This window comes from Brevundimonas sp. LPMIX5 (assembly GCF_003576505.1).
Lineage (GTDB): Bacteria > Pseudomonadota > Alphaproteobacteria > Caulobacterales > Caulobacteraceae > Brevundimonas > Brevundimonas naejangsanensis.
This window is the reverse complement of record NZ_QWTZ01000010.1, coordinates 101,800-121,128: the sequence shown is the minus strand read 5'-3', so window position 1 is coordinate 121,128 and position 19,329 is coordinate 101,800. Positions and strand designations below refer to the sequence as shown.

14 protein-coding genes are annotated in these 19,329 nt (G+C 67.1%); 6 read left to right on the top strand and 8 right to left on the bottom strand.

Translation table 11 applies throughout. The features are described from left to right. Positions 1-486 precede the first annotated feature (486 nt). The 3 genes from D1604_RS10235 to D1604_RS10220 all read left to right on the top strand — a co-directional run bounded on the left by D1604_RS10235 (position 487) and on the right by D1604_RS10220 (position 2,336). Positions 487-699 (top strand): cold-shock protein, encoded by a 213-nt coding sequence (locus D1604_RS10235; RefSeq protein WP_024354331.1) that lies wholly within the window; start codon positions 487-489, stop codon positions 697-699. 514 nt (positions 700-1,213) lie between these two features. Further along, entirely contained in the window at positions 1,214-1,612 is a 399-nt protein-coding gene (locus D1604_RS10225) for a hypothetical protein (RefSeq protein WP_119413196.1), read from the top strand. Continuing rightward, on the top strand, positions 1,602-2,336 hold the full coding sequence (locus D1604_RS10220) for an NYN domain-containing protein (protein WP_119413195.1): 735 nt from the start codon (positions 1,602-1,604) through the stop codon (positions 2,334-2,336). The genes D1604_RS10225 and D1604_RS10220 overlap by 11 nt, the downstream gene beginning before the upstream one ends. 419 nt (positions 2,337-2,755) lie before the next feature. Here the strand turns inward: D1604_RS10220 and D1604_RS10215 are convergent, their stop codons facing one another. Together D1604_RS10215 and D1604_RS10210 are read right to left on the bottom strand one after the other, a co-directional pair. Beyond that, the gene (locus tag D1604_RS10215; RefSeq protein ID WP_024354336.1) at positions 2,756-2,980 is read right to left on the bottom strand and encodes a hypothetical protein; all 225 of its coding nucleotides are present in this window, start codon (positions 2,978-2,980) and stop codon (positions 2,756-2,758) included. A gap of 105 nt (positions 2,981-3,085) precedes the next feature. Then, entirely contained in the window at positions 3,086-4,318 is a 1,233-nt protein-coding gene (locus D1604_RS10210; RefSeq protein ID WP_233552032.1) for a Glu/Leu/Phe/Val family dehydrogenase, read from the bottom strand. A 272-nt stretch (positions 4,319-4,590) separates the two neighbouring features. Between D1604_RS10210 and metK the strand changes: the two genes are divergently transcribed. Both metK and D1604_RS10200 read left to right on the top strand, forming a co-directional pair. Then, the gene (gene metK, locus D1604_RS10205; RefSeq protein ID WP_119413193.1) at positions 4,591-5,790 is read left to right on the top strand and encodes a methionine adenosyltransferase; all 1,200 of its coding nucleotides are present in this window, start codon (positions 4,591-4,593) and stop codon (positions 5,788-5,790) included. 187 nt (positions 5,791-5,977) lie between these two features. Continuing rightward, the gene (locus D1604_RS10200; RefSeq protein WP_119413192.1) at positions 5,978-7,207 is read left to right on the top strand and encodes an argininosuccinate synthase; all 1,230 of its coding nucleotides are present in this window, start codon (positions 5,978-5,980) and stop codon (positions 7,205-7,207) included. 22 nt (positions 7,208-7,229) lie between these two features. Here D1604_RS10200 and D1604_RS10195 read toward each other — a convergent pair whose 3' ends face one another. The 4 genes from D1604_RS10195 to D1604_RS10180 form a co-directional block, all read right to left on the bottom strand. Further along, complete coding sequence (locus D1604_RS10195) at positions 7,230-8,531, bottom strand: PQQ-dependent sugar dehydrogenase (protein WP_119413191.1); 1,302 nt, start codon at positions 8,529-8,531, stop codon at positions 7,230-7,232. A 5-nt stretch (positions 8,532-8,536) separates the two neighbouring features. Then, positions 8,537-9,004: a universal stress protein gene (locus D1604_RS10190; RefSeq protein WP_024354341.1), complete on the bottom strand. Its 468-nt coding sequence runs from the start codon at positions 9,002-9,004 to the stop codon at positions 8,537-8,539. 311 nt (positions 9,005-9,315) lie between these two features. Further along, entirely contained in the window at positions 9,316-14,178 is a 4,863-nt protein-coding gene (locus D1604_RS10185; RefSeq protein ID WP_119413190.1) for an NAD-glutamate dehydrogenase, read from the bottom strand. Positions 14,179-14,602: 424 nt separating this feature from the next. Continuing rightward, positions 14,603-15,760, bottom strand: a complete 1,158-nt coding sequence (locus D1604_RS10180) for an AI-2E family transporter (protein WP_119413189.1) — start codon at positions 15,758-15,760, stop codon at positions 14,603-14,605. Positions 15,761-15,876: 116 nt separating this feature from the next. Here D1604_RS10180 and D1604_RS10175 point away from each other — a divergent pair, with 116 nt between their 5' ends. Beyond that, a complete protein-coding gene (locus D1604_RS10175; RefSeq protein WP_119413188.1) occupies positions 15,877-17,391 on the top strand; it encodes a helicase HerA-like domain-containing protein in 1,515 nt (504 codons plus the stop codon). 6 nt (positions 17,392-17,397) lie between these two features. Here the strand turns inward: D1604_RS10175 and D1604_RS10170 are convergent, their stop codons facing one another. Both D1604_RS10170 and timA read right to left on the bottom strand, forming a co-directional pair. Beyond that, complete coding sequence (locus tag D1604_RS10170) at positions 17,398-18,519, bottom strand: MltA domain-containing protein (protein ID WP_119413187.1); 1,122 nt, start codon at positions 18,517-18,519, stop codon at positions 17,398-17,400. After that, positions 18,519-19,136, bottom strand: a complete 618-nt coding sequence (timA, locus tag D1604_RS10165; RefSeq protein WP_119413303.1) for a TIM44-related membrane protein TimA — start codon at positions 19,134-19,136, stop codon at positions 18,519-18,521. Before timA ends, D1604_RS10170 begins: the two co-directional genes overlap by 1 nt. Positions 19,137-19,329 lie beyond the last annotated feature (193 nt).

Here is a 19,329-nt window from a genome sequence, read left to right as displayed (position 1 = left end):
GTCGACGCTGCTGTCCTGCGGTCGTTTCGGTATCTGGAGCGCGTCTAGGGCGAGGACGGTCATATTCCGCGGATAGCGGGTTGCGGCCTCATTTGCCGGGGCTTGGCCTGTTAGGGTCTCCGGGCACATGAGAGGCCAAGAACGATGAAAGAATCCAAAGGAAAGCCGAAGAAGGCCAAACCTAAGACCAATGTTTCCAATCCAAGCGTGAAGAACTTGGTCGACAAGGCAGCCGTCGGATCAAAGCAGTCAAAATAATTCGAGGCCCGCTGGTCAACGGCGGGCCCTCATCGTGAGCCTGTTTCGATTATTATCGTCCCGACCTTGCGTTGATGGTGATCCGTCCCCACATCAAACATGTCGATCTTCTTGCGTAACGCTGCTGCCCTTTTCTGCACGACGCATAGAGGTTCAAAAGCCGATCCCATCCAGACCCGACAGGCTTCAGAGGCTCTCTCTGCCGCCAACGCTATAGGAGGTCTGAAAATGGCTACCGGCACAGTAAAATGGTATAATTCAACCAAGGGTTACGGCTTTATCGCGCCTGACGATGGAGGCAAGGACGTCTTCGTGCACGCTTCCGCGGTAGAAGCCTCCGAGTTTTCCTCTCTCAATGAGGGGCAGAAGCTCGACTTCGAGGTCGAACTGGACTCCCGCAGCGGTAAGGAATCCGCAGCCCGCCTTGTGGTGGCGGCCTAGAGGCGACATCGTCACTTTTCGTGATGGCAGGATCGCCTTCGACGGGGTCGTGACTGGCCTGCTTCCGCTGGGAGCGCGTCGGGTCCGGTTGGAAAACGGCCATACCATCACCGTTCTTCCCAGCCTTAATCGACCGCTAAAGACCAGTGTCCTGGGGGATGAAGTCAGAGTCGAGATCGGCTTCAACCAGTTGAAGGGGTGGCGCTTGACGCGTCGCCCCGAGCCTCTGGCGGAAGGAGGCGCCTGTGTCGCCTCTGGCTGAGAAACTTCCCTTAATGAGCGATACGGATCTGTCGGCTCTGCGCGTCAATGCGCAACGGTTGGTTCTGCATGGTCTGCCGCCCCAGATCGCGGCTGCATCCGACATTCTTCCGCTTATTGACGCCGAGGCCGCCAGGCGCGCCGCTGGTCCCAAACCGGCTGCGGTGAAGACAGCCCGCGCGCCCAGAAGAAAGGCGACCTCGCCTGTGTCAGGACACCAGACGGCCTTGCCGTCGTTTTCGAAAGACCCTGGATGATCGAAGAGAGTTTCGTGCGCCTGTACGCGCAGGACTTTGTCCAGATGGCCGTGAGATCGGGTCTGGGCCAGGATGTTGACGCTGCTTTGCAACGACGACTGACCGAGGCCCGGATCCATGCAGTCGTCATGGATGACCGCAAAAGCAAGGGGCATCTCGCCGCCCTGGTCCGTCGAGTTCGAGACGAGGCGGGCCGTGTCGACGGCCGCGCGATGCGTTATGGGGACGATCCAGCGCTGGCGGCCCAACGGCGGCTCCGTTTCCTCTCAGGCGTCGCCGAGGCTTTGAACGCGCCTCCGCCGTCGCGTTTGCCAGATCACCTCTCCGCCCGACGGGCGGCAGACGACGCGAAGCCGCGCTCCAAGGCAAAGGCGGATACCCCCCATGGCGATTGAAGGCCGGGCTCCCCGGCTGGCTGTGCTGATCGACGCTGAAAACGCCTCTCCGAAAATCGCTGAAGCCTTATTCACCGAGATCGCCGCTTTAGGCGAAGCATCGGCGCGACGCATCTACGGCGATTTCGCCAGTCCTCAGATTGCTGGCTGGACGAAGGTGCTCGCGCGGTTCGCCATCCAGCCCCAGCAGAATTTCGCCAACACCAAGGGCAAGAACTCGGGCGACATCGCGCTGGTCATCGACGCCATGGATCTCCTGCATTCCGGCCGGTTCGACGGTTTTTGCCTGGTCTCGTCGGACGCTGATTTCACCCGCCTTGCATCGCGCATTCGCGAAGAGGGCGTCGACGTCTATGGATTCGGAGAACAGAAGACTCCCGAGAGTTTCCGTCAGGCCTGCACTCGCTTCATCTATACTGAAAATCTGAGCCTTCCCGGCGACGGGGATGTCGATCCATCGAAAACCGTGCGCCGCTCCAGCGACAGCAAGCGGAGGCCGGCGGAAGCTGCGCGACTGATCGCGACCGTGATCGCGGATATGGACGAGGATGGAGACGGGTGGGTCGCCGTGGGCGGTCTCGGCAACCGTCTCCGCAACGCCTACCCGGATTTCGACCAGCGAACATACGGCTACCCCAAACTGTCCGATCTCATTCGCGGGACCGGACGGTTTGAGGTCCAGACCAGCAGCAGCGGCGTCATGCGCATACGCGATCTGGCCTGATCGGAGCGGCGGAGACGCGGCGACAGGGTTCCGATCAATGTCCGCGCGCCGGTTGAGGGGGGCTGGGGCCGACATCACTGCAAGGGTCGCGGATGGAGCCCTTGGGAACAAAAGACCAACCGACAGATGCGCATTGGCGCAGCCTCTAGGGCCAACCGCTATCCGTCAGGGGCGCAACCGGGGCGGGACTCAGGATTATTCTGGAAACCATGAGGCCGCCATGTCCGCAAAAGCCCGTCACGCGCCCTCTATCTGGAGGCTGTCGCCCTTTGAGATCTTCCTCATCTTTCTGAGCGTGTCTTGCTTCGCAGGCGCCGCCTGGACCGTTCATCCATTCTAGAAAGACGTGAACGACGCTGCTGGCGGCGTTTCAGGTCGAAACGTACGCTAGATGAACAGCGCAGGCGCATGCCTGCACATCACGCTGCGAGGGTGCGGACGAGGCAGGCCGGGGCGAGGTCGCTGGGCGCGAAGCTGCGGACCTCGTGATTGCCGCGATACAGGTCGATGCGTTCGAGACGGGGCCAGTCGCGCGCAACCTCGGTCAGGCCGCGCACGGCCTCGACCTCGGTGGCGCCGGGCAGCACGCACAGCTCGGGCGTGATCGCCTCCGGCGTGTGGATCAGGCAGTAGAAGACATCCATCGCGTGGCCCCAACCATGGCTCGCCGCCCTCTTGCCGAAGGAAGATGACGGAGAAGCCGTTGGAAATGCGACGCTTTGGCGAAGTCTGAGGGTCGACGATACTATCTAGCTGGTGAAGAACTGCTGGGTGCCGTGCGCCTCGATCGCGCCCGCCAGACGGCCAAGCGCGTGGATATAGGCCGCTGTTCGCAAGGTGACGCCCTTGTCCTCAGCGATGGACCATACCGCATCGCCCTCAGTCTCGATGATGGACTTGAGCCGCGACTGCACCTCGTCCAGCGTCCAGTAATAGCCCTGGCGGTTCTGGACCCATTCGAAATAGGACACCGTCACGCCGCCGGCGTTGGCCAGGATGTCCGGCAGGACGATCACGCCCTTTTCGGCCAGAATGCGGTCGCCCTCGGGCGTGATCGGGCCGTTGGCCAGTTCCAGCACGACCTTGGCCCGGACCGAGCCCGCGTTGCCGTCGTGGATCATGTCCTCCATCGCCGAGGGCGCCAGGACATCGCATTCGACAGCGATCAGTTCATCCGGCGAAATGACCTTGCCGCCGTGTTCAGCCTGAACCACCGAATGACCAGCCGCCTTGGCCGCCAGCAGGGCGTCCACGTCGAGGCCGGAGGCCGCATGAACGGCGCCGCCCGAGTCCGACACGGCGACGATCTTGGCGCCGATGCTGCGGAACAGGCGCGCCACGTGCTGGCCCGCATTGCCGAAGCCCTGAACCGCCACGCGCAGGCCTTCGGTCGGCAGGCCCAGCCGCTCGGTCAGATGACAGGTCAGGTAAAAGCCGCCGCGCGCCGTGGCGTCCTCACGCCCGACCGAGCCGCCCAGGGCGATCGGCTTGCCCGTGATGACGGCGGGCGCCGCCTGCCCTTGGATGGAGGCGTACTCATCGGCCATCCAGCCCATGATCATGGCGTTGGTGTAGACGTCGGGGGCCGGAATATCGCGATCCGGGCCGATGATGCCCGCGAAAGCCTGGACATAGGCGCGCGACAGCCGTTCCAGCTCGGCCTTGGACAGACTCTTGGGGTCGACCTGCACCGCCCCCTTGCCGCCGCCGTAGGGCAGATTGGTCACGGCGCACTTCACCGTCATCCAGAAGGCCAGGGTCTCGACCTCCTCGACCGTTGAGTCGGGATGAAAACGAATGCCGCCCTTGGTCGGACCGCGCGTGTCGTCATAGCGGCAACGCCACGCCAGGAAGGATTTGCGCGACCCGTCGTCCATACGGATCAGCAATCGGACCTTCATGGTCTCGCGCGGATATTTCAGCTTCTCCAGCACATCGCTATCGATCTGCACGTGGCGGGCGGCCTCGTCGAGACGGGTCAAGGCCGCGTCTAGGATGTTTGGATTCGGCATGATTATTCCAAATGTATAGGCATAAACCCGGCCCCAAAGGCGGAACAGGTCTACTTCCTAAGGAAGAGCGGATTTTGCTGCCACATGAAATGCTGCAGCGCAATAGCAAGCGTGCGCTTGCGAAATCCCAGGTCAGCCTCAGGATGATTGGAACAGGCCGATCCGACAGGCTAAAGTCGCCTTGCAGGTATAAGCATATCTTTATATGTCTGGCGGACCTGCCCTCACCCCAGGAGCCTGCCTTGGCCCGTTCGTCGTTCCTCTTCACCTCCGAGAGCGTTTCGGAAGGCCACCCTGACAAGGTCGCCGATCAGATTTCGGACGCCATCGTCGACCTGTTTCTGTCCAAGGACCCCGAGGCGCGGGTGGCCTGTGAAACCCTGACGACGACCAATCTGGTGGTGCTGGCCGGCGAGATCCGCGGCGAAGGCATCATGGACACGGAGGGCAATTGGGCCCCCGGCGTCGAACAGGAAATCGAAGATACGGTGCGCGGCGTCGTGCGCGACATCGGCTATGAGCAGGACGGCTTCCACTGGCGGACGCTGGAGTTCCAGAACCACCTGCACCCACAGTCGGCCCACATCGCCCAGGGCGTCGACGCCGGCGAAGACAAGGACGAGGGCGCAGGCGATCAGGGCATCATGTTCGGCTACGCCTCGAACGAGACGCCTGAACTGATGCCGGCCACCCTGGCCTACAGCCACAACATCCTGAAAGCCCTGGCCGAAGCCCGCCACTCGGGCAAGGAGCCGGGCCTCGAGCCCGACGCCAAGAGCCAGGTGACCCTGCACTACGAAAACGGCCGTCCGGTGCGCGCGGCCTCCATCGTCGTCTCGACCCAGCACAAGGCGAACCTGAGCCAGGATCAGGTCGCAGCCATCGTGAAGCCCTATGTCGAACAGGTGCTGCCGGACGGCTTCATCACCGCCGAGACCGAGTGGCACATCAATCCGACCGGCACCTTCGTCATCGGCGGGCCGGACGGCGACGCGGGCCTGACCGGGCGCAAGATCATCGTCGACACCTACGGCGGGGCGGCCCCGCACGGCGGCGGCGCCTTCTCGGGCAAGGACCCGACCAAGGTGGACCGCTCGGCCGCCTATGCCTGCCGCTACCTGGCCAAGAACGTCGTCGCGGCGGGTCTGGCAGACCGCTGCACCATCCAGATCAGCTACGCCATCGGCGTGTCCAAGCCCCTGTCGGTCCACGTCGACCTGCACGGCACGGGCAAGATCGACGAGGCGGTGCTGGAGCGCGAACTGCCCAAGCTGATCGGCGGCGCCTCGCCGCGCGCCATCCGCGAGCATCTGGGCCTGAACAAGCCCATCTATCGCCGCAGCGCCGCCTATGGCCACTTCGGCCGGACGCCGGACGCCGACGGCGGCTTCTCGTGGGAAAAGACCGACCTGGTGGACGCGCTCAAAGCCCTGGCCGCCTGAACTTGCTAAACGGCTGAAAAAACAGCCTGAAATAAGGGCGTTGCGGGCTGGCTCGCGGCGCCCTTTCTGCTTAGAGCGGCAGTTCGAGGCGCGGCGCCGCAATCATGCCCTTGCATCACGGCGCGTCTGGTCCTTTAAGCGCGCCGAATGCGCCGATACGCATCCTGTTGAAAGGAATTCCCGACCGATGAGCAAGCCCGCCCCCAAGAAAGTCGTCCTCGCCTATTCGGGCGGGCTGGACACGTCGATCATCCTGAAGTGGCTGCAGACGGAATATAACGCCGAGGTGGTGACCTTTACCGCCGATCTGGGGCAGGGCGAGGAGCTGGCCCCCGCCAAGGAAAAGGCGCTGAAGCTGGGCATCAAGCCCGAGAATATCTTCATCGACGACCTACGCGAAGAGTTCGTGCGCGACTTCGTCTTCCCGATGTTCCGCGCCAACACCGTCTATGAAGGCCAGTATCTGCTGGGCACCTCGATCGCGCGTCCGCTGATCTCAAAGCGCCAGATCGAGATCGCCCGCATGGTCGGCGCCGACGCCGTCTGTCACGGGGCCACCGGCAAGGGCAACGATCAGGTCCGCTTCGAGCTGGGCTATTATGCGCTGGAGCCCGACATCCGCGTCGTCGCCCCGTGGCGCGAATGGGACTTCAAGTCCCGCGAGGCCCTGCTGGACTTCGCCGAGAAGCACCAGATCCCGATCTCCAAGGACAAGCGCGGCGAGGCCCCCTTCTCGGTGGACGCCAACCTTCTGCACTCCTCGTCCGAGGGCAAGGTGCTGGAAGACCCGGCCGTCGAGGCGCCCGAGTTCGTGCACCAGCGCACCATCGCGCCGGAAGACGCGCCGGACACCCCGACCATCATCACCATCGCCTATGAAAAGGGCGATCCGGTCGCCATCGACGGCGAGGCTCTGTCGCCCGCCGCCCTGCTGACGAAGCTGAACCAGCTGGGCCACGACAACGGCGTCGGCCGTCTGGACATGGTCGAGAACCGCTTCATCGGCATGAAGTCGCGCGGCGTCTATGAGACCCCCGGCGGCACGATCATGCTGGCCGCCCACCGCGGCATGGAATCGATCACGCTGGATCGCGGCGCCATGCACCTGAAGGACGAGCTGATGCCGAAATACGCCTCGCTCATCTACAACGGCTTCTGGTTCAGCCCGGAGCGCGAGATGCTGCAGGCCGCCATCGACCACAGCCAGCAGAAGGTCTCGGGCGTGGTTCGCGTCAAGCTCTACAAGGGCAACGTCACCATCATCGGCCGCGAGAGCCCCAACAGCCTGTACGATCAGGATCTGGTGACCTTCGAGGAAGGCGTTCAGGCCTATGACCACAAGGACGCGGAAGGGTTCATCAAGCTGAACGCCCTGCGCCTGCGCGTCCTGGCCAAGCGGGACGGCCAGAAGGGCTGAGCCGCCCTCTTAAAACCCAAGCCTACCGGGGCCGGGCGATTCTCAGGATCGCCCGGCTTCTGTCATCCGTGACCCAGATGGAGCCGTCCGGCGCCGTCGCCATCGTCACGGGAGAGCCGCGCGGGTGGCGGCCGGCGATCCTGTCCCAGCCCGGCGTCAGCACCTTGCCGTTCACGCTGGGCGCGCCAGCGGGGTAGGGCAGGGCGCCGCGCGGATAGATGGCGTAACGCCCGCCGATATCGGTCAGGGGCCGTCCCGCCTCGTCCGTCTCGACCGCCACGATACGGCCCGCTGTCCGGCGAAAACCGTGCCAGGTCATCAGCAGCCGCCCCTGAAGCTCAGGGAACATCGCCCCCTCATAGTAGATCAGATCCAGCGGCGCCGCGTGCGGGGGCAGCAGGGCGATCGGCTTCTCGCGCTCATTGCAGCGCGCCTGACGCGCAGGCCAGCCCGGCAGGGGCGTGACCAGATCGACGCAATAGGGCCAGCCGTAATGGCGCCCCTGCGTCAGGACGTTGATCTCGTCATAGGGATGATCCGGCGTCTCCAGATCGACCGAGTTCTCGGCCTGAAGCACCGTGCCCGACGGGTGCCGCACCAGGGCGATGGAGTTCCTCAAGCCTGAGGCGAAGACGCTGCTGTCCTCAGCCCAGCGGCCGTTCCCCAGATAGGCGTGGCGCCGCACCTGCGCCGTCGCGGCGTCCTCGACGCAGGCGCCGCGCGCATCGACCTTAGGCTTGCCCGCCGCGTCGAGGCAGCGGTCGCTGAGCGCCCCGACATTGACCAGCAGGTCGCCGTTCCCGTCGAAGACGAAGCTGGACAGGGGGTGGCGATTGTCGTGCAGCCGGTTGTCCGGCAGGTCGCCGATGACGGTGCGGACGCTCGCTTGCGCATCGGCGGCGTCAGGGTCCAGCGTCAGGATGCGGTTCATCTCGGACACATAGATGCGCCCGTCCGGCCCGCGCTTCACCGTGTGCGGCATGGACAGCCCGCCCGCCAGCCGTCGCCAGCGCGCCGCGCCGTCCGCCGCGAACGACAGCCGCCACACCGCCCCCTTGCCCGCCTCCCACGCGCCCAGATCGGTGACCAGCCAGTCGCCGTTCTCCAGCGGCATCAGGCCGCGCGGCATACGCGGGCCGTCCTGCCCGCCTCCCTGCCAGACCAGCCCCAGACAATAACCCGGCGACATCCGCACCTGCGTCGCCGGGCGGCCGTCGCAGTCGCCCTGGACCGCATAGCTTCGCGCCCCCGACTGCGCCCGGGCGTCAGGCGCGAACGCCGCCAGAGACAACAGAAGGGCGGCGGCGATCAGACGGATTTTCATGACGGTCAGGCCAGGTCCTGAATCTCTTCGTCGGTCAGTTCGCCGGGCACGATGGTGACGGGCAGTTTGCGGCCGGTGAAGGCCGCGCCCTGTTTCAGCACCGCCGAGATCAGCGGGCCGGGACCGCGCCCATTGGCCCCGGCCGCCAGGATCAGGATCTTGATGTCGGGGTCGTCGCCGACAGCCTTGCGGATGGCGGCCTGGGGATCGCCCTCCTCAATCAGATAGACGGGCGGGGCGCCCGAGGTTTCGGCCACCTTCTCGCCAAGCCGGGTCAGCAGGCTTTCCGCCTCTTCGCGCTGCTGACGGCGGATTTCATCACGGACGCCGGACCAGTGCTCGTCCGATCCGCCGGGCAGGGCGCGCAGCAGCACCACATGGCCCCCGGTCGAGCGCGCCCGCCGCGAGGCGTAGGCCAGGGCGGCGCCCAGCTCGGGACTGTCGTCTACGACGACGAGGAACTTCCTGGGCATGGGCCCTCCGGTTCACTGAACAGCAAGGCGCCACCTAAACCGACCCCGCCCCAAACGCCAAGGCCCGCCCGCCTCGCCAGACGACGAAACGAGCGGGCCCTGATTGCAGTCCACCCCGCCGCGGCCTCTGTCCAAGCGCCTCATGCGCTCAAGCAGCGAGCCGCTGCGCGGCAAGCGATAGCGCACAAACAGCGCTCAAGCAGCAAGCCGCCGCGCGGCGAGCGATAGCGCCTCAAAAAGCGCTCAAGCAGCGAGCGACCGCGTCGCGAGCGTAGCGCGTGACGCCGGGCTCTCGCCCGGCGTCACCTTGCTTAAGAAGCCGAAGCCAGCACCTCGCGGATGGCGCCGTTGGCGATGGTCAGCTTGGCGAAGGTCCAGCCGGAGCCCGAGGTCTCGATCTCGTCGACCGAGCCGCGCAGGGCCTCCACCTGATCCATGCGGGCGCCGATCCAGGCGTCGACCGCCTGTTCCGCGCTGTCCTCGCCGGCGCCGGCTGCCTGGGCCGAGGCGGTGGCCACGGCGCGGGCCAGCTGCTGCTGCTCGGTCATCAGGTCCTGGATCAGGCGACGCACGGCCAGGCGATCGAAGTGATCGCCCGACGGCACGGACCCGGCCGCCACGCGCAGGCGGTCGAAGTCGAAGGCGGCGCCGACCTGGTGGTAGACGCGGGCCATCGCCGGAGCGTCCCAACCCAGTTCGCCGGCCAGGTCGCCGATGTCGGCCGTAGCCACCATCGGACGCAGCATGGCGATGTCGCGGGCCAGCTCTTCGGGGGCGCCCAGGCCGATGAAGGTCTGGACCCGGCTCTCGTAACGGGCGTGCTCGTAACGCGACAGCACGTCCGGACCGGCGGCGCGCAGGGCGTCGGCGGCGGGCTGATAGGCGGCGATCATGCCGCCCACCGTCGTCTCGGTGCGGGCCGCGCGGCGCGCCAGCCAGAAGGTCTGGCGACGCAGGACCAGGGCGATCTCCTGATACAGGGCCGTCTGGGCCTCCGCCGGGATCTTCAGGTCCAGGGCCTCGACCGCCTTCCAGGCCTCATCGAGGCGGAAGACGTGGCGCGCGGTCTCGAAGGCCGTGACCATGGCGGCGGTGTCGCATTCCGCCGCCGCGCGCAGGCGGTCGGGGAAGGTCGGCCCGGCCATGTTGACGATCTCGTTCGACAGCACGGTGGCGATGATGTCGCGACGCAGGCGGTGACCCTTCATGTCCTCTTCGAACTGGGCCAGCGGGGTCGGGAAGTAGTCGACCAGCATCCGCTCGAAGAAGGCGTCGTCCGGCGCCGCCGAGGCGACGATCTCATCGAACAGCTCCAGCTTGGAATAGGCGGTCAGGACCGCCAGCTCCGGCCGCGACAGGGCCTGGCCCTGCAGCTTCATCTCGGCCATGCGGGCGTCGTCGGGCAGGTATTCCACCGCCCGGTTCAGCTTACCGATCGAGACCAGGTGCTGCATAAACGCCTGCTGGGCGTCCAGCGCCGCGGCGCCTTCGGCCTGTTGCAGGGTCAGGGCCAGGGTCTGGTCGTAGTTGTGGCGCAGGACGTTGTCCGCCACCTCGTCGGTCATCGACTTCAGCAGGGCGTTGCGGTCTTCGGCCTTCAGATGGCCCGAGGCGATGGCGCCGCCCAGCAGGATCTTGATGTTCACCTCCTGGTCGGAGGAGTCCACGCCGGCCGAGTTGTCGATGGCGTCGGTGTTCAGCCGCACGCCTGCGCGGGCGGCCTCTATGCGGCCCAACTGGGTCATGCCCAGGTTGGCGCCTTCGCCGATGATCTGGGCGCGGATGTCGCCGCCGTTGATCCGGATGGCGTCATTGGCCTTGTCGCCGACCTGCAGGTTGGTCTCGCCCGACCCCTTGATGTAGGTGCCGATGCCGCCGAAGTAGAGCAGTTCGGCGCGGGCCTTGAGGATGGCCTGCATCAGGGTGACCGGGTCCACCGTGTCGGCCTCGATGTCCAGCAGGTCCTTGATCTGCGGGGTCAGGGTGATCGACTTGGCCGAGCGCGAGAAGACGCCGCCGCCTTCCGAGATCAGGCTCTTGTCATAGTCCTGCCAGCTAGTGCGCGGGGTCTCGAACAGACGCATGCGCTCTTCCCACGACCTGGCCGGATCCGGGTTCGGGTCGATGAAGATGTCACGGTGATCGAAGGCGGCCACGACCTTGGTCGCCTTGGACAGCAGCATGCCGTTGCCGAAGACGTCGCCGGACATGTCGCCGACGCCGACCACGGTGAAGGGCTCGGTCTGGATATCCTTGCCGACCTCGCGGAAGTGACGCTTGACCGCTTCCCAGGCGCCGCGCGCGGTGATGCCCATCTCCTTGTGGTCGTAACCGGCTGAGCCGCCCGAGGCGAAGGCGTCGTCCAGCCAGAAGCCATAGGACTGGCTCACGCTGTTGGCGATGTCCGAGAAGGTCGCCGTGCCCTTGTCGGCGGCCACGACCAGATAGGGGTCGTCGCCTTCCCAGGCCACGACGTCAGCCGGGCGCACCGGGGCGGCGTCGCCGACGATGTTGTCGGTGATGTCCAGCATGCCCGACAGGAAGGTCTTATAGGCGCGAATGGCCTCGGCCTGCATTTCCTCGCGCGTGCCGCCGACCGGAAGCTGCTTGGGATAGAAGCCGCCCTTGGAGCCGACCGGCACGATGACCGAGTTCTTGACCTGCTGGGCCTTCACCAGACCCAGGACCTCGGTGCGGAAATCGTCGCGACGATCCGACCAACGCAGGCCGCCGCGCGCCACCGGGCCGAAGCGCAGGTGCGAACCCTCGATGTGCGGCGCCCAGACGAAGATTTCGCGGAACGGCTTGGGCAGGGGCAGGTCGGCCAGTTCCTGACCGGCGATCTTGATCGAGATGTGCGCCTTCGGGTGACCCTCGGCGTCGACCTGATAGAAGTTGGTGCGCTTGATCCCGTCGATCAGCCCGGCGATCCGGCGCAGGGCGCGGTCGTGATCCAGGCTCTTCACGTCCTGAAGCAGGGTCTCGATCTTGGCGTCCAGCTCGGCCACGGTCGCTTCACGCTCGGCGACCGAGCCGCCGTGGGCCGGATCGAACTTGGCCTTGAACAGCGACAGGATGGCGCGCGCCACGTCGGGATATTCGCGCAGGGCCGCTTCCTGCACCGCCTGCGACGGATCCAGACCGGTCTGCTGACGATAGCGGGCCAGGGTGCGGATCAGGGCCGCCTCGCGCCAGTCGACGCCCAGCTCCAGCACCAGACGGTTGAAGCCGTCGCTCTCGGTGCGGCCGTTCCAGACGGCCTTGAAGGCCTCTTCGAACGGGGTCTTGAGATCGGCGAAGACCAGGTCGGCGCCGTGCGGGTCTTCCAGCAGGAAGTCGTGGATATAGATCGGCTCCTGGCCGATCGCGCGCACCACGTGGTCGGATTCCTCCAGCGTCTTCAGGCCCATGTCGGCCAGGATCGGCAGGACGTCCGACAGCGGCACGGCCGAGCCGCGACGATACAGTTTGAAGCGGAACTGCAGCTTGGTCTCGTCCGCCGTACGGAAGGCGCGCACCGCCACCGGCTCGGCATGGACGCCATCGGCCGCCGAGCCGTCGTTCAGACGGTCGAACTGCTCCAGATCTGCCACGGCCTCGGCCGCGTCATAGCGGTCGCGGAAGGCGACGCCGAAGCCCTCGGCCCAGCGGGCGCTGGTCGGGCCGACGGCGGCTTCGTCCACCCCGGCCTGGCGCAGGGCGCGCTCGAAGCGGTCGATCCAGCTGCGGCCGGCCTCGGCCACCTCGGCCTCCAGCGCCTTGAGGTCGGGAACCGGATGCTCGCCCGGCGTCACGCCGATGATGTAGTGGACGCGGGTCAGCGGCTGGTCCGACATCTGCGGATAAGCGGCCGACACCCGGCCGCCCCAGGCCTGGGCCAGGATGGCGCCGATACGCTGGCGCAGACCGGCGTCGTAGCGTTCGCGCGGGACGAAGCACAGCACCGAGACGAACCGGTCGAACGGATCACGGCGCGTGAACAGGCGGATGCGCGGGCGGTCATACAGATGCAGGATGCCCAGCGCCGTATCCAGCAGCTCGTCCTCGCCGATCTGGAACAGCTCGTCGCGCGGATAGTTTTCCAGGATGGTGCGCAGGCGCTTGTGGTTGTGGCTGCCCGGCGCCTTGTCGGCGCGCGCCAGGGCGTTCTCGACCTTGCGGCGCAGCAGCGGCACCTCATGCGCCATGACGTCATAGGCTTCATGGGTGAACAGGCCGACGAAGCGGGTCTCGCCCACGGCCCGGCCCTGATCGTCGAAACGCTTGACGCCGATGTAGTCCATATAGGCGCGGCGGTGCACGCGAGAGCGCATATTGCCCTTGGCCACCGTGACCGGCTCGCTCTCGTTCAACTGGGCCTGCATGGCGGGGGTCAGCACGGCCGGCTCATTGGCGCGGCGCAGGACACGGCGTTCGGGGTCGCTGAGGACGCCCAGACCGTCGGTAGACTGGCTCAGAGGCGCCTCGGCCTCATAGGCGCCGTCGGCGCGGCGCGGATAGTCGTACTGACGCGCGCCCAGGAAGACGAAATGATCGTCCTTGACCCAGCGCAAGAAGGCCAGGTTTTCGGCCAGGACCTCGCTCGCCACGCCGACCGGCGGATGGGCTTCCAGGCGAGCGATCTCGGCGCCCATCGCCTCCAGCATGGAGGCGTGGTCGCGCACGGCGACGCGGACATCGGCCAGGGCGGCCGCCAGCCCTTCGCCCAGGGCGTCGCGGCGCTCCTGCGGCAGGGGGTCGATGACGGCGATGATCAGGGAGTCGCGGCGTCCGGCCTCGACCTCGACGATCGGGTGGAACAGGGCGCGCACGGTGACGCCCGCCTCAGCCAGTTCGCCCAGCACGCTGTCGACCAGGAAGGGGCCGTCGTCCTGCAGGATCAGGACCTGATCATAGCCCGTGTTGACGCCGTGTTCGTCGACCAGAGGACCGACGGTGATGCGGGCAGGCTCGCCCGCCTTGCGGGCCTGGGCGCCGCGCCAGGCGCCGGCCAGCAGGATCGCCAGATCGTCGCCGCCCAGTTCAGGCGTCTCATCGGCGGCGTAGTCGTCGAAGGCCTGGGCCAGCAGCGCCTTTTCGGGCGCTCCCGGCGGCGCTGCAATCCGCGCATAGGCCGCTTCCAGCGCTCCCAGGTCAGCGGGAACGGCGGGAACGATGCGCGAAGCAGCGGACATGACGACAGTCTCAAACGGCGCGGTGGAAAACCGCTGGGGAAAACTGCGGCACCTTAGCGCGCCCGGCGAGAACGGCTAGGCCGCTTGAGCCCCGAAATGCATGGATTTTCAGTGTGCAGCGCACCATGTGGCGCTAGAGGCCCAGTTGTGGACGGTTTTCCGCGTCAGCCCCGCGCATCGCAGCAGCAAAAGCCCCATTTCCGCCGTCTTCTGACAGAAACCGGCCCGGCGACAGACTGTCAGACTGGCCCCAAAAACGAACAAGGCCGTCGAACGATGTCCGACGGCCTGCTCGGTCCGGCGCTCAGGAGGGGGAGGGGAAGCGCCGGCCTCAGACGCCGCGGCCCGGGAGGGGGAGGGGAGGGCCGCGTCGTGTGAGGATGAGATAGGCGTCGATTGCGGCCTTTCAAGGACAATTGAAGGATTATTTCAGGCTTCCATCCTGCGGCGGGACGTCGCGGCCCAAAATCCGTCCGAGCCAGGAAGAACCGCCCTTTGGTTTCGGCGCCTTGTCCGGCTTGCGGGCATAGGGCTCGCCATCGCCGGACAACAGGACGGCGATCCACCGCGAGCCCTTGAACTCGGCCAGGATAGCCATGGCCATCACGGCCAGAGGCGTCGACAGGAACATCCCCGCCACGCCCCACAACTTGCCCCAGAAGGCCAGGGCCAGCAGCACGACGATGGGGTCGATGTTCTGATTGTCGCCCTGCATCCGCGGCTGCACCAGATTGCCGACCAGGAACAGCAACACCTGAAGCCCGACGAACAGGACCGCCGCCGGCCAGTAGCTCTCGAACTGCACCAGGGCGAACAGGGGCGGAGCGCAGCCTGCGACCGCCCCGCCGAGCACCGGAATAAAGCCGACGATGAAGATGACGAAGGTCCAGAACTCGGCGTTCTGGAGCCCCACAGCCCGCATCAGCACCCAGGCGACGGCGCAGATCATCGCCCCGGTCACAGCCTGGACCCACAGATAGCCCTCGACCCCGCCGCGCACGCGCTCAAACACCTCCAGCGCCTCCTGACGCGGGCCGCGCTCGGGGAACATGCCGACCATCTTCTTGCGGAAGCCCGCCTGAGACGCCAGCAGGAAGCCCAGGTAGATCATGACGAAGAAGGCGCCGGTCGCCGCTCCCTGCACCTGGAAGGCGGCGCTGGTCAGCCAGCCGCGCACGTCGATGCCGGCGATCATGTCGTGAAAGGTCGGTGGATCGCTGACTCCGACCAGCCCCGACACGTCGCGGCTGATCTGGTCGATGCGCGGGCCGATGCTGCCCGCCACGCCCGAGGCGTCGGTGAAGAAGCCCGCCGCCCCGTCGACGATGATCCAGATCGACAGCAGGAAGCCCAGCACCACGACGATCAGGGCCGCAGCGCCGGCGAACCGCGGCGGGATCAGCGTGCGGCGCTCGATGGCCCGCTTCACCCCGTCGATCATGATCATCAGGAACATGGCCATGGCCAGGGGGGTCAGGATGTCCCTGAGCCAATAAAGGGCCGCTCCTGCCGCCACGACAGCGATCAACACCACCGCATTGGAGGCTGGCGAAGAATGAGTGACGGTGATCGGAAGCTTCATGTCGGGACTGTCGTCGTGGCTTGAACCCGCGTCAATCGCTGTAAACCGCCGAGGTTCCGCCTTGCAGCCGCGGCGCGGTCGATTAAGCATGGCTTGTCACGCAGGAGACCCGCTTCATGACCGACGCCCCCGCCCTGTTTCTCGGCCAGTCCTTTGAAGGCGCGCCTGAACGGCTGCTGCTGAACCGGGCCAATCGCCACGGCGTCGTGGCGGGCGCCACCGGCACCGGCAAGACCGTAACCCTGCAGATCATGGCCCAGGGCTTTTCCGAGGCGGGCGTGCCGGTCTTCTGCGCCGATGTGAAGGGCGACCTGTCCGGCATCAGCCAGGACGGCGGGCTTGAGAAGTTCGCCGAGCGGGCCGGCAAGATGGGGCTAACGCTGAACGGCAAGGCGGCGCCCGTCGTCTTCTGGGACCTGTACGGCCAGAAGGGCCATCCGATCCGCGCCACCATTTCCGACGTCGGCCCGACCCTGCTGGCCCGGATGCTGGAGCTGAACGACGTGCAGGAGGGGGTGCTGACTGTCGCCTTCCACGTCGCCGACAAGGAAGGTCTGCTGCTGCTGGACCTGGAGGACCTGCGCGCCCTGCTGGCCTATGTCGGCGAGAACGCCCAGACCATCGGCCGCGAGGTCGGCAACGTCTCGCCAACCTCCATCGCCGCCATCCAGCGGGCCCTGCTTCAGCTTGAGCAGCAGGGGGGCAAGGCCTTCTTCGGCGAACCGGCCCTGCGGCTTGAGGACATGATGCGCACCGCCCTGGACGGCCGTGGCCAGGTGAACGTGCTGGACGCCACGCGGCTGATGAACAGCCCGCGCCTGTACGCCGCCTTCCTGCTGTGGCTGCTGAGCGAGCTGTTCGAGCAGCTGCCCGAGATCGGCGACCCGGAGAAGCCGCGCCTGGTCTTCTTCTTCGACGAGGCGCACCTGTTGTTCAACGACGCGCCCAAGGGCCTGCTGGAGAAGGTCGAGCAGGTCGTCCGCCTGATCCGCTCCAAGGGCGTCGGCGTCTATTTCGTCACCCAGAACCCGGCCGACATTCCCGACAGCGTCCTGGCCCAGCTGGGCAATCGGGTGCAGCACGCCCTGCGCGCCTATACCCCCGCCGAACAGAAGGGTCTGCGCGCCGCCGCCCAGAGTTTCCGCGCCAATCCCGCCTTCGACACCGCTGAGGCCATTCAGGCGCTGGGCGTGGGCGAAGCGCTCGTTTCAACTCTGGATGAGAAGGGCGCCCCCACCGTGGTGGCCCAGACCAAGATCCGTCCGCCCGACTCGCGCCTCGGCCCGGCGACCGAGGCTGAACGCGCCGCGACCATGACCGCCAGCCCGGTGCGCGGGGTCTATGACACCGCCGTCAACCGCGAGTCCGCCGAAGAGGTGCTGAAGGCCCGCCGCGCCCAGGCCGATCGCATCGAGGCCGAAACCGCCGCCGCCGCCGCAGAGGCCAAGGCCGCGCAAAAGGCCGCGCGTTCGGCGCCGGCTCCACGCGCTCCGGCCACGCCTCGCCCCCGCGCGCCGTCCAACCGGCAGACCCCGGTCGAAGCCCTCACCAAGTCCGTGCTGCGCACCGCCGGATCGACCATCACCCGCGAACTGCTGCGCGGCGTACTGGGCAGTCTGAAGAAGCGATAGGCGTCCTCAGCCGCGCGGGATAAGGCGCCACATCCGCAGGGGGTGGCGCACCGCGCCCGCCTCATGCCCCGCCGCGTCGCCCCGCCCGATGTAGAGGTCCGCGCGCACCGGGCCGCGAATGGCCGAGCCGGTGTCCAGCGTCATGACCAGGCCGCGATAGCTGGCGCGGGCGCCGCGCAGATTGCCGCCGTCCGCCTCGATCCAGGCCGCCTCGCCGTAGGTCCAGCGCGAGGGGTCCACCGCGACCGAGCGTCGGGCAGGCAGGGGGACGCCCGCGGCGCCCGTCGCCTCATCACCGTCATCGGGCTTGGTGGTGAAGAAGATATAGCGCGGGTTCAGCGCCATCACGCGGCGCGCCTCAGCCCCGCGATGGGCGGCCAGCCAGGCGCGGATGGCCTCGCCCGACGTGCCGTCGCGCGGCAGCAGGCCTTCGTCGGCCATGGGGCGGGCGATGCCCACGAACTTCGCCCCGTTGTCGGCGGCGTAGGCGGCGCGCAGGCGGGCGCCGTCGGGGAAGGTCAGGGTTCCCGAGCCCTGGATCTGCAGGAAGAACAGATCCTCCGCCTTCATCCAGGCCAGAACCGACGACTGGGCCGATCCGGCCTCGATGGCGGCGCGATCGCCGACGCTGGACAGATTGGCCGGACGGCTGAGCACAGGGGCGTCGAACTCGGCGTCGGGCATGCGGCGGGCCGGGTATTCAGGCGCGAAATAGGCTGTCAGCAGGCCGCGTCCGCCGTCGTCGGTCCGGACCTCGGTCGCGGCGAAGCGGCTTTCGAGGAAGGCGCGGGCGTCGCTGGGATTGGCGCGCGCGACCAGGGCGTTGGCGTCGCGACAGGTCTGGATCGCGATGCGGGACGGACCGCAACCGGCGGCATAGGCGCGCAGGGCCGCCAGATGGTCTTCCTCGGCCCAGCCGGGCAGGGCCGCCAGGTTGAGCTCGCCCGCAACCGGCGGGGGCGTCGGCCTGTCGACGGGCGGCGTAGGGCCGGGGGTCGGAATCGGCCGGGGCGTGGAGGCGCAGGCCGCCGCCAGCAGGGTCAGGGCCGCCACGCCCGCCCATGAAAGCGGAGCCTTAAGGGGACGGGCCGCGCCCGTCTGATCGAGGGACGCGGACCGAGCGATCATCAGGCGGTCGCCGGCTCGACGCGGGCCAGGGCCCAGTTGGGGTCTGACGCTCCCAGGCGCCGTTCGAAGGTCCAGATTTCGGCGGTGCGGCGCTCTTCGGTCACGGTCTCGCCGCCAGACGGGGTCAGGGAGCCGCGTACCTCGGCCAGGAAGCGCACCTTGGCCAGGGCGCGGTCGCCCTCGGCCGTGGCCAGCTCCAGATCGGCGCGCGGGGCGTGGACCAGTTCGGCGCTCTCGGCGTCGCCGCGCGCCTCACGGGCGGCGATGCCCGCCTCGAACGAGCCCATGACCTTGTCGGTCAACAGGGGACGCAGGGCCTCACGGTCGCCCTTGGCGTAGGCGCCCACAATGGTCTCATAGGCCTGACGCGCGCCCTCCAGAAAGCGGTGTGGGTCGAAGTTCGGATCACGCGCCTTCAGCCCCGCGATCGCCGCCGTCAAAGCCGGATCGGCGACAGGCCCCTTGGGCGCCTCGGCCGCGCCGCCCAACGCCGCCGGAACCGCAATCGGTTTCGGATTGTCCTCGGGCTGACGGCCGACCTTCTTGCCCAGCACATTATAGAGCTGGAACAGCAGAACCGCCGCGATAACGGCGAAGATCACGATCTGAAAGGTCACCGGCACGGTGGGTTCCTCGATTTAGTCAGGCCGCCTGTCGCGCGTCAGAGGGCGCCCGGCGGGCTCTCCTCCCAAGCGAAAAGGCTGGGCGTACAATGTGATTAGGGGCCGATCCGGGCGGGCGCAAGGCGAAGCAGGGGGCGAACGCCGGTCTCGACGTTGCGACACAGGGTCTCGCCATGCTACCGCCGCC

Coding starts and splice junctions, on each gene's coding strand:
- D1604_RS10170 (WP_119413187.1), bottom strand. CDS start 18,519: ATGATCGCTCGGTCCGCGTCCCTCGATCAGACGGGCGCGGCCCGTCCC.
- D1604_RS10220 (WP_119413195.1), top strand. CDS start 1,602: ATGGCGATTGAAGGCCGGGCTCCCCGGCTGGCTGTGCTGATCGACGCT.
- D1604_RS10200 (WP_119413192.1), top strand. CDS start 5,978: ATGAGCAAGCCCGCCCCCAAGAAAGTCGTCCTCGCCTATTCGGGCGGG.
- D1604_RS10195 (WP_119413191.1), bottom strand. CDS start 8,531: ATGAAAATCCGTCTGATCGCCGCCGCCCTTCTGTTGTCTCTGGCGGCG.
- D1604_RS10225 (WP_119413196.1), top strand. CDS start 1,214: ATGATCGAAGAGAGTTTCGTGCGCCTGTACGCGCAGGACTTTGTCCAG.
- D1604_RS10175 (WP_119413188.1), top strand. CDS start 15,877: ATGACCGACGCCCCCGCCCTGTTTCTCGGCCAGTCCTTTGAAGGCGCG.
- D1604_RS10190 (WP_024354341.1), bottom strand. CDS start 9,004: ATGCCCAGGAAGTTCCTCGTCGTCGTAGACGACAGTCCCGAGCTGGGC.
- D1604_RS10185 (WP_119413190.1), bottom strand. CDS start 14,178: ATGTCCGCTGCTTCGCGCATCGTTCCCGCCGTTCCCGCTGACCTGGGA.
- D1604_RS10180 (WP_119413189.1), bottom strand. CDS start 15,760: ATGAAGCTTCCGATCACCGTCACTCATTCTTCGCCAGCCTCCAATGCG.
- D1604_RS10215 (WP_024354336.1), bottom strand. CDS start 2,980: ATGGATGTCTTCTACTGCCTGATCCACACGCCGGAGGCGATCACGCCC.
- D1604_RS10235 (WP_024354331.1), top strand. CDS start 487: ATGGCTACCGGCACAGTAAAATGGTATAATTCAACCAAGGGTTACGGC.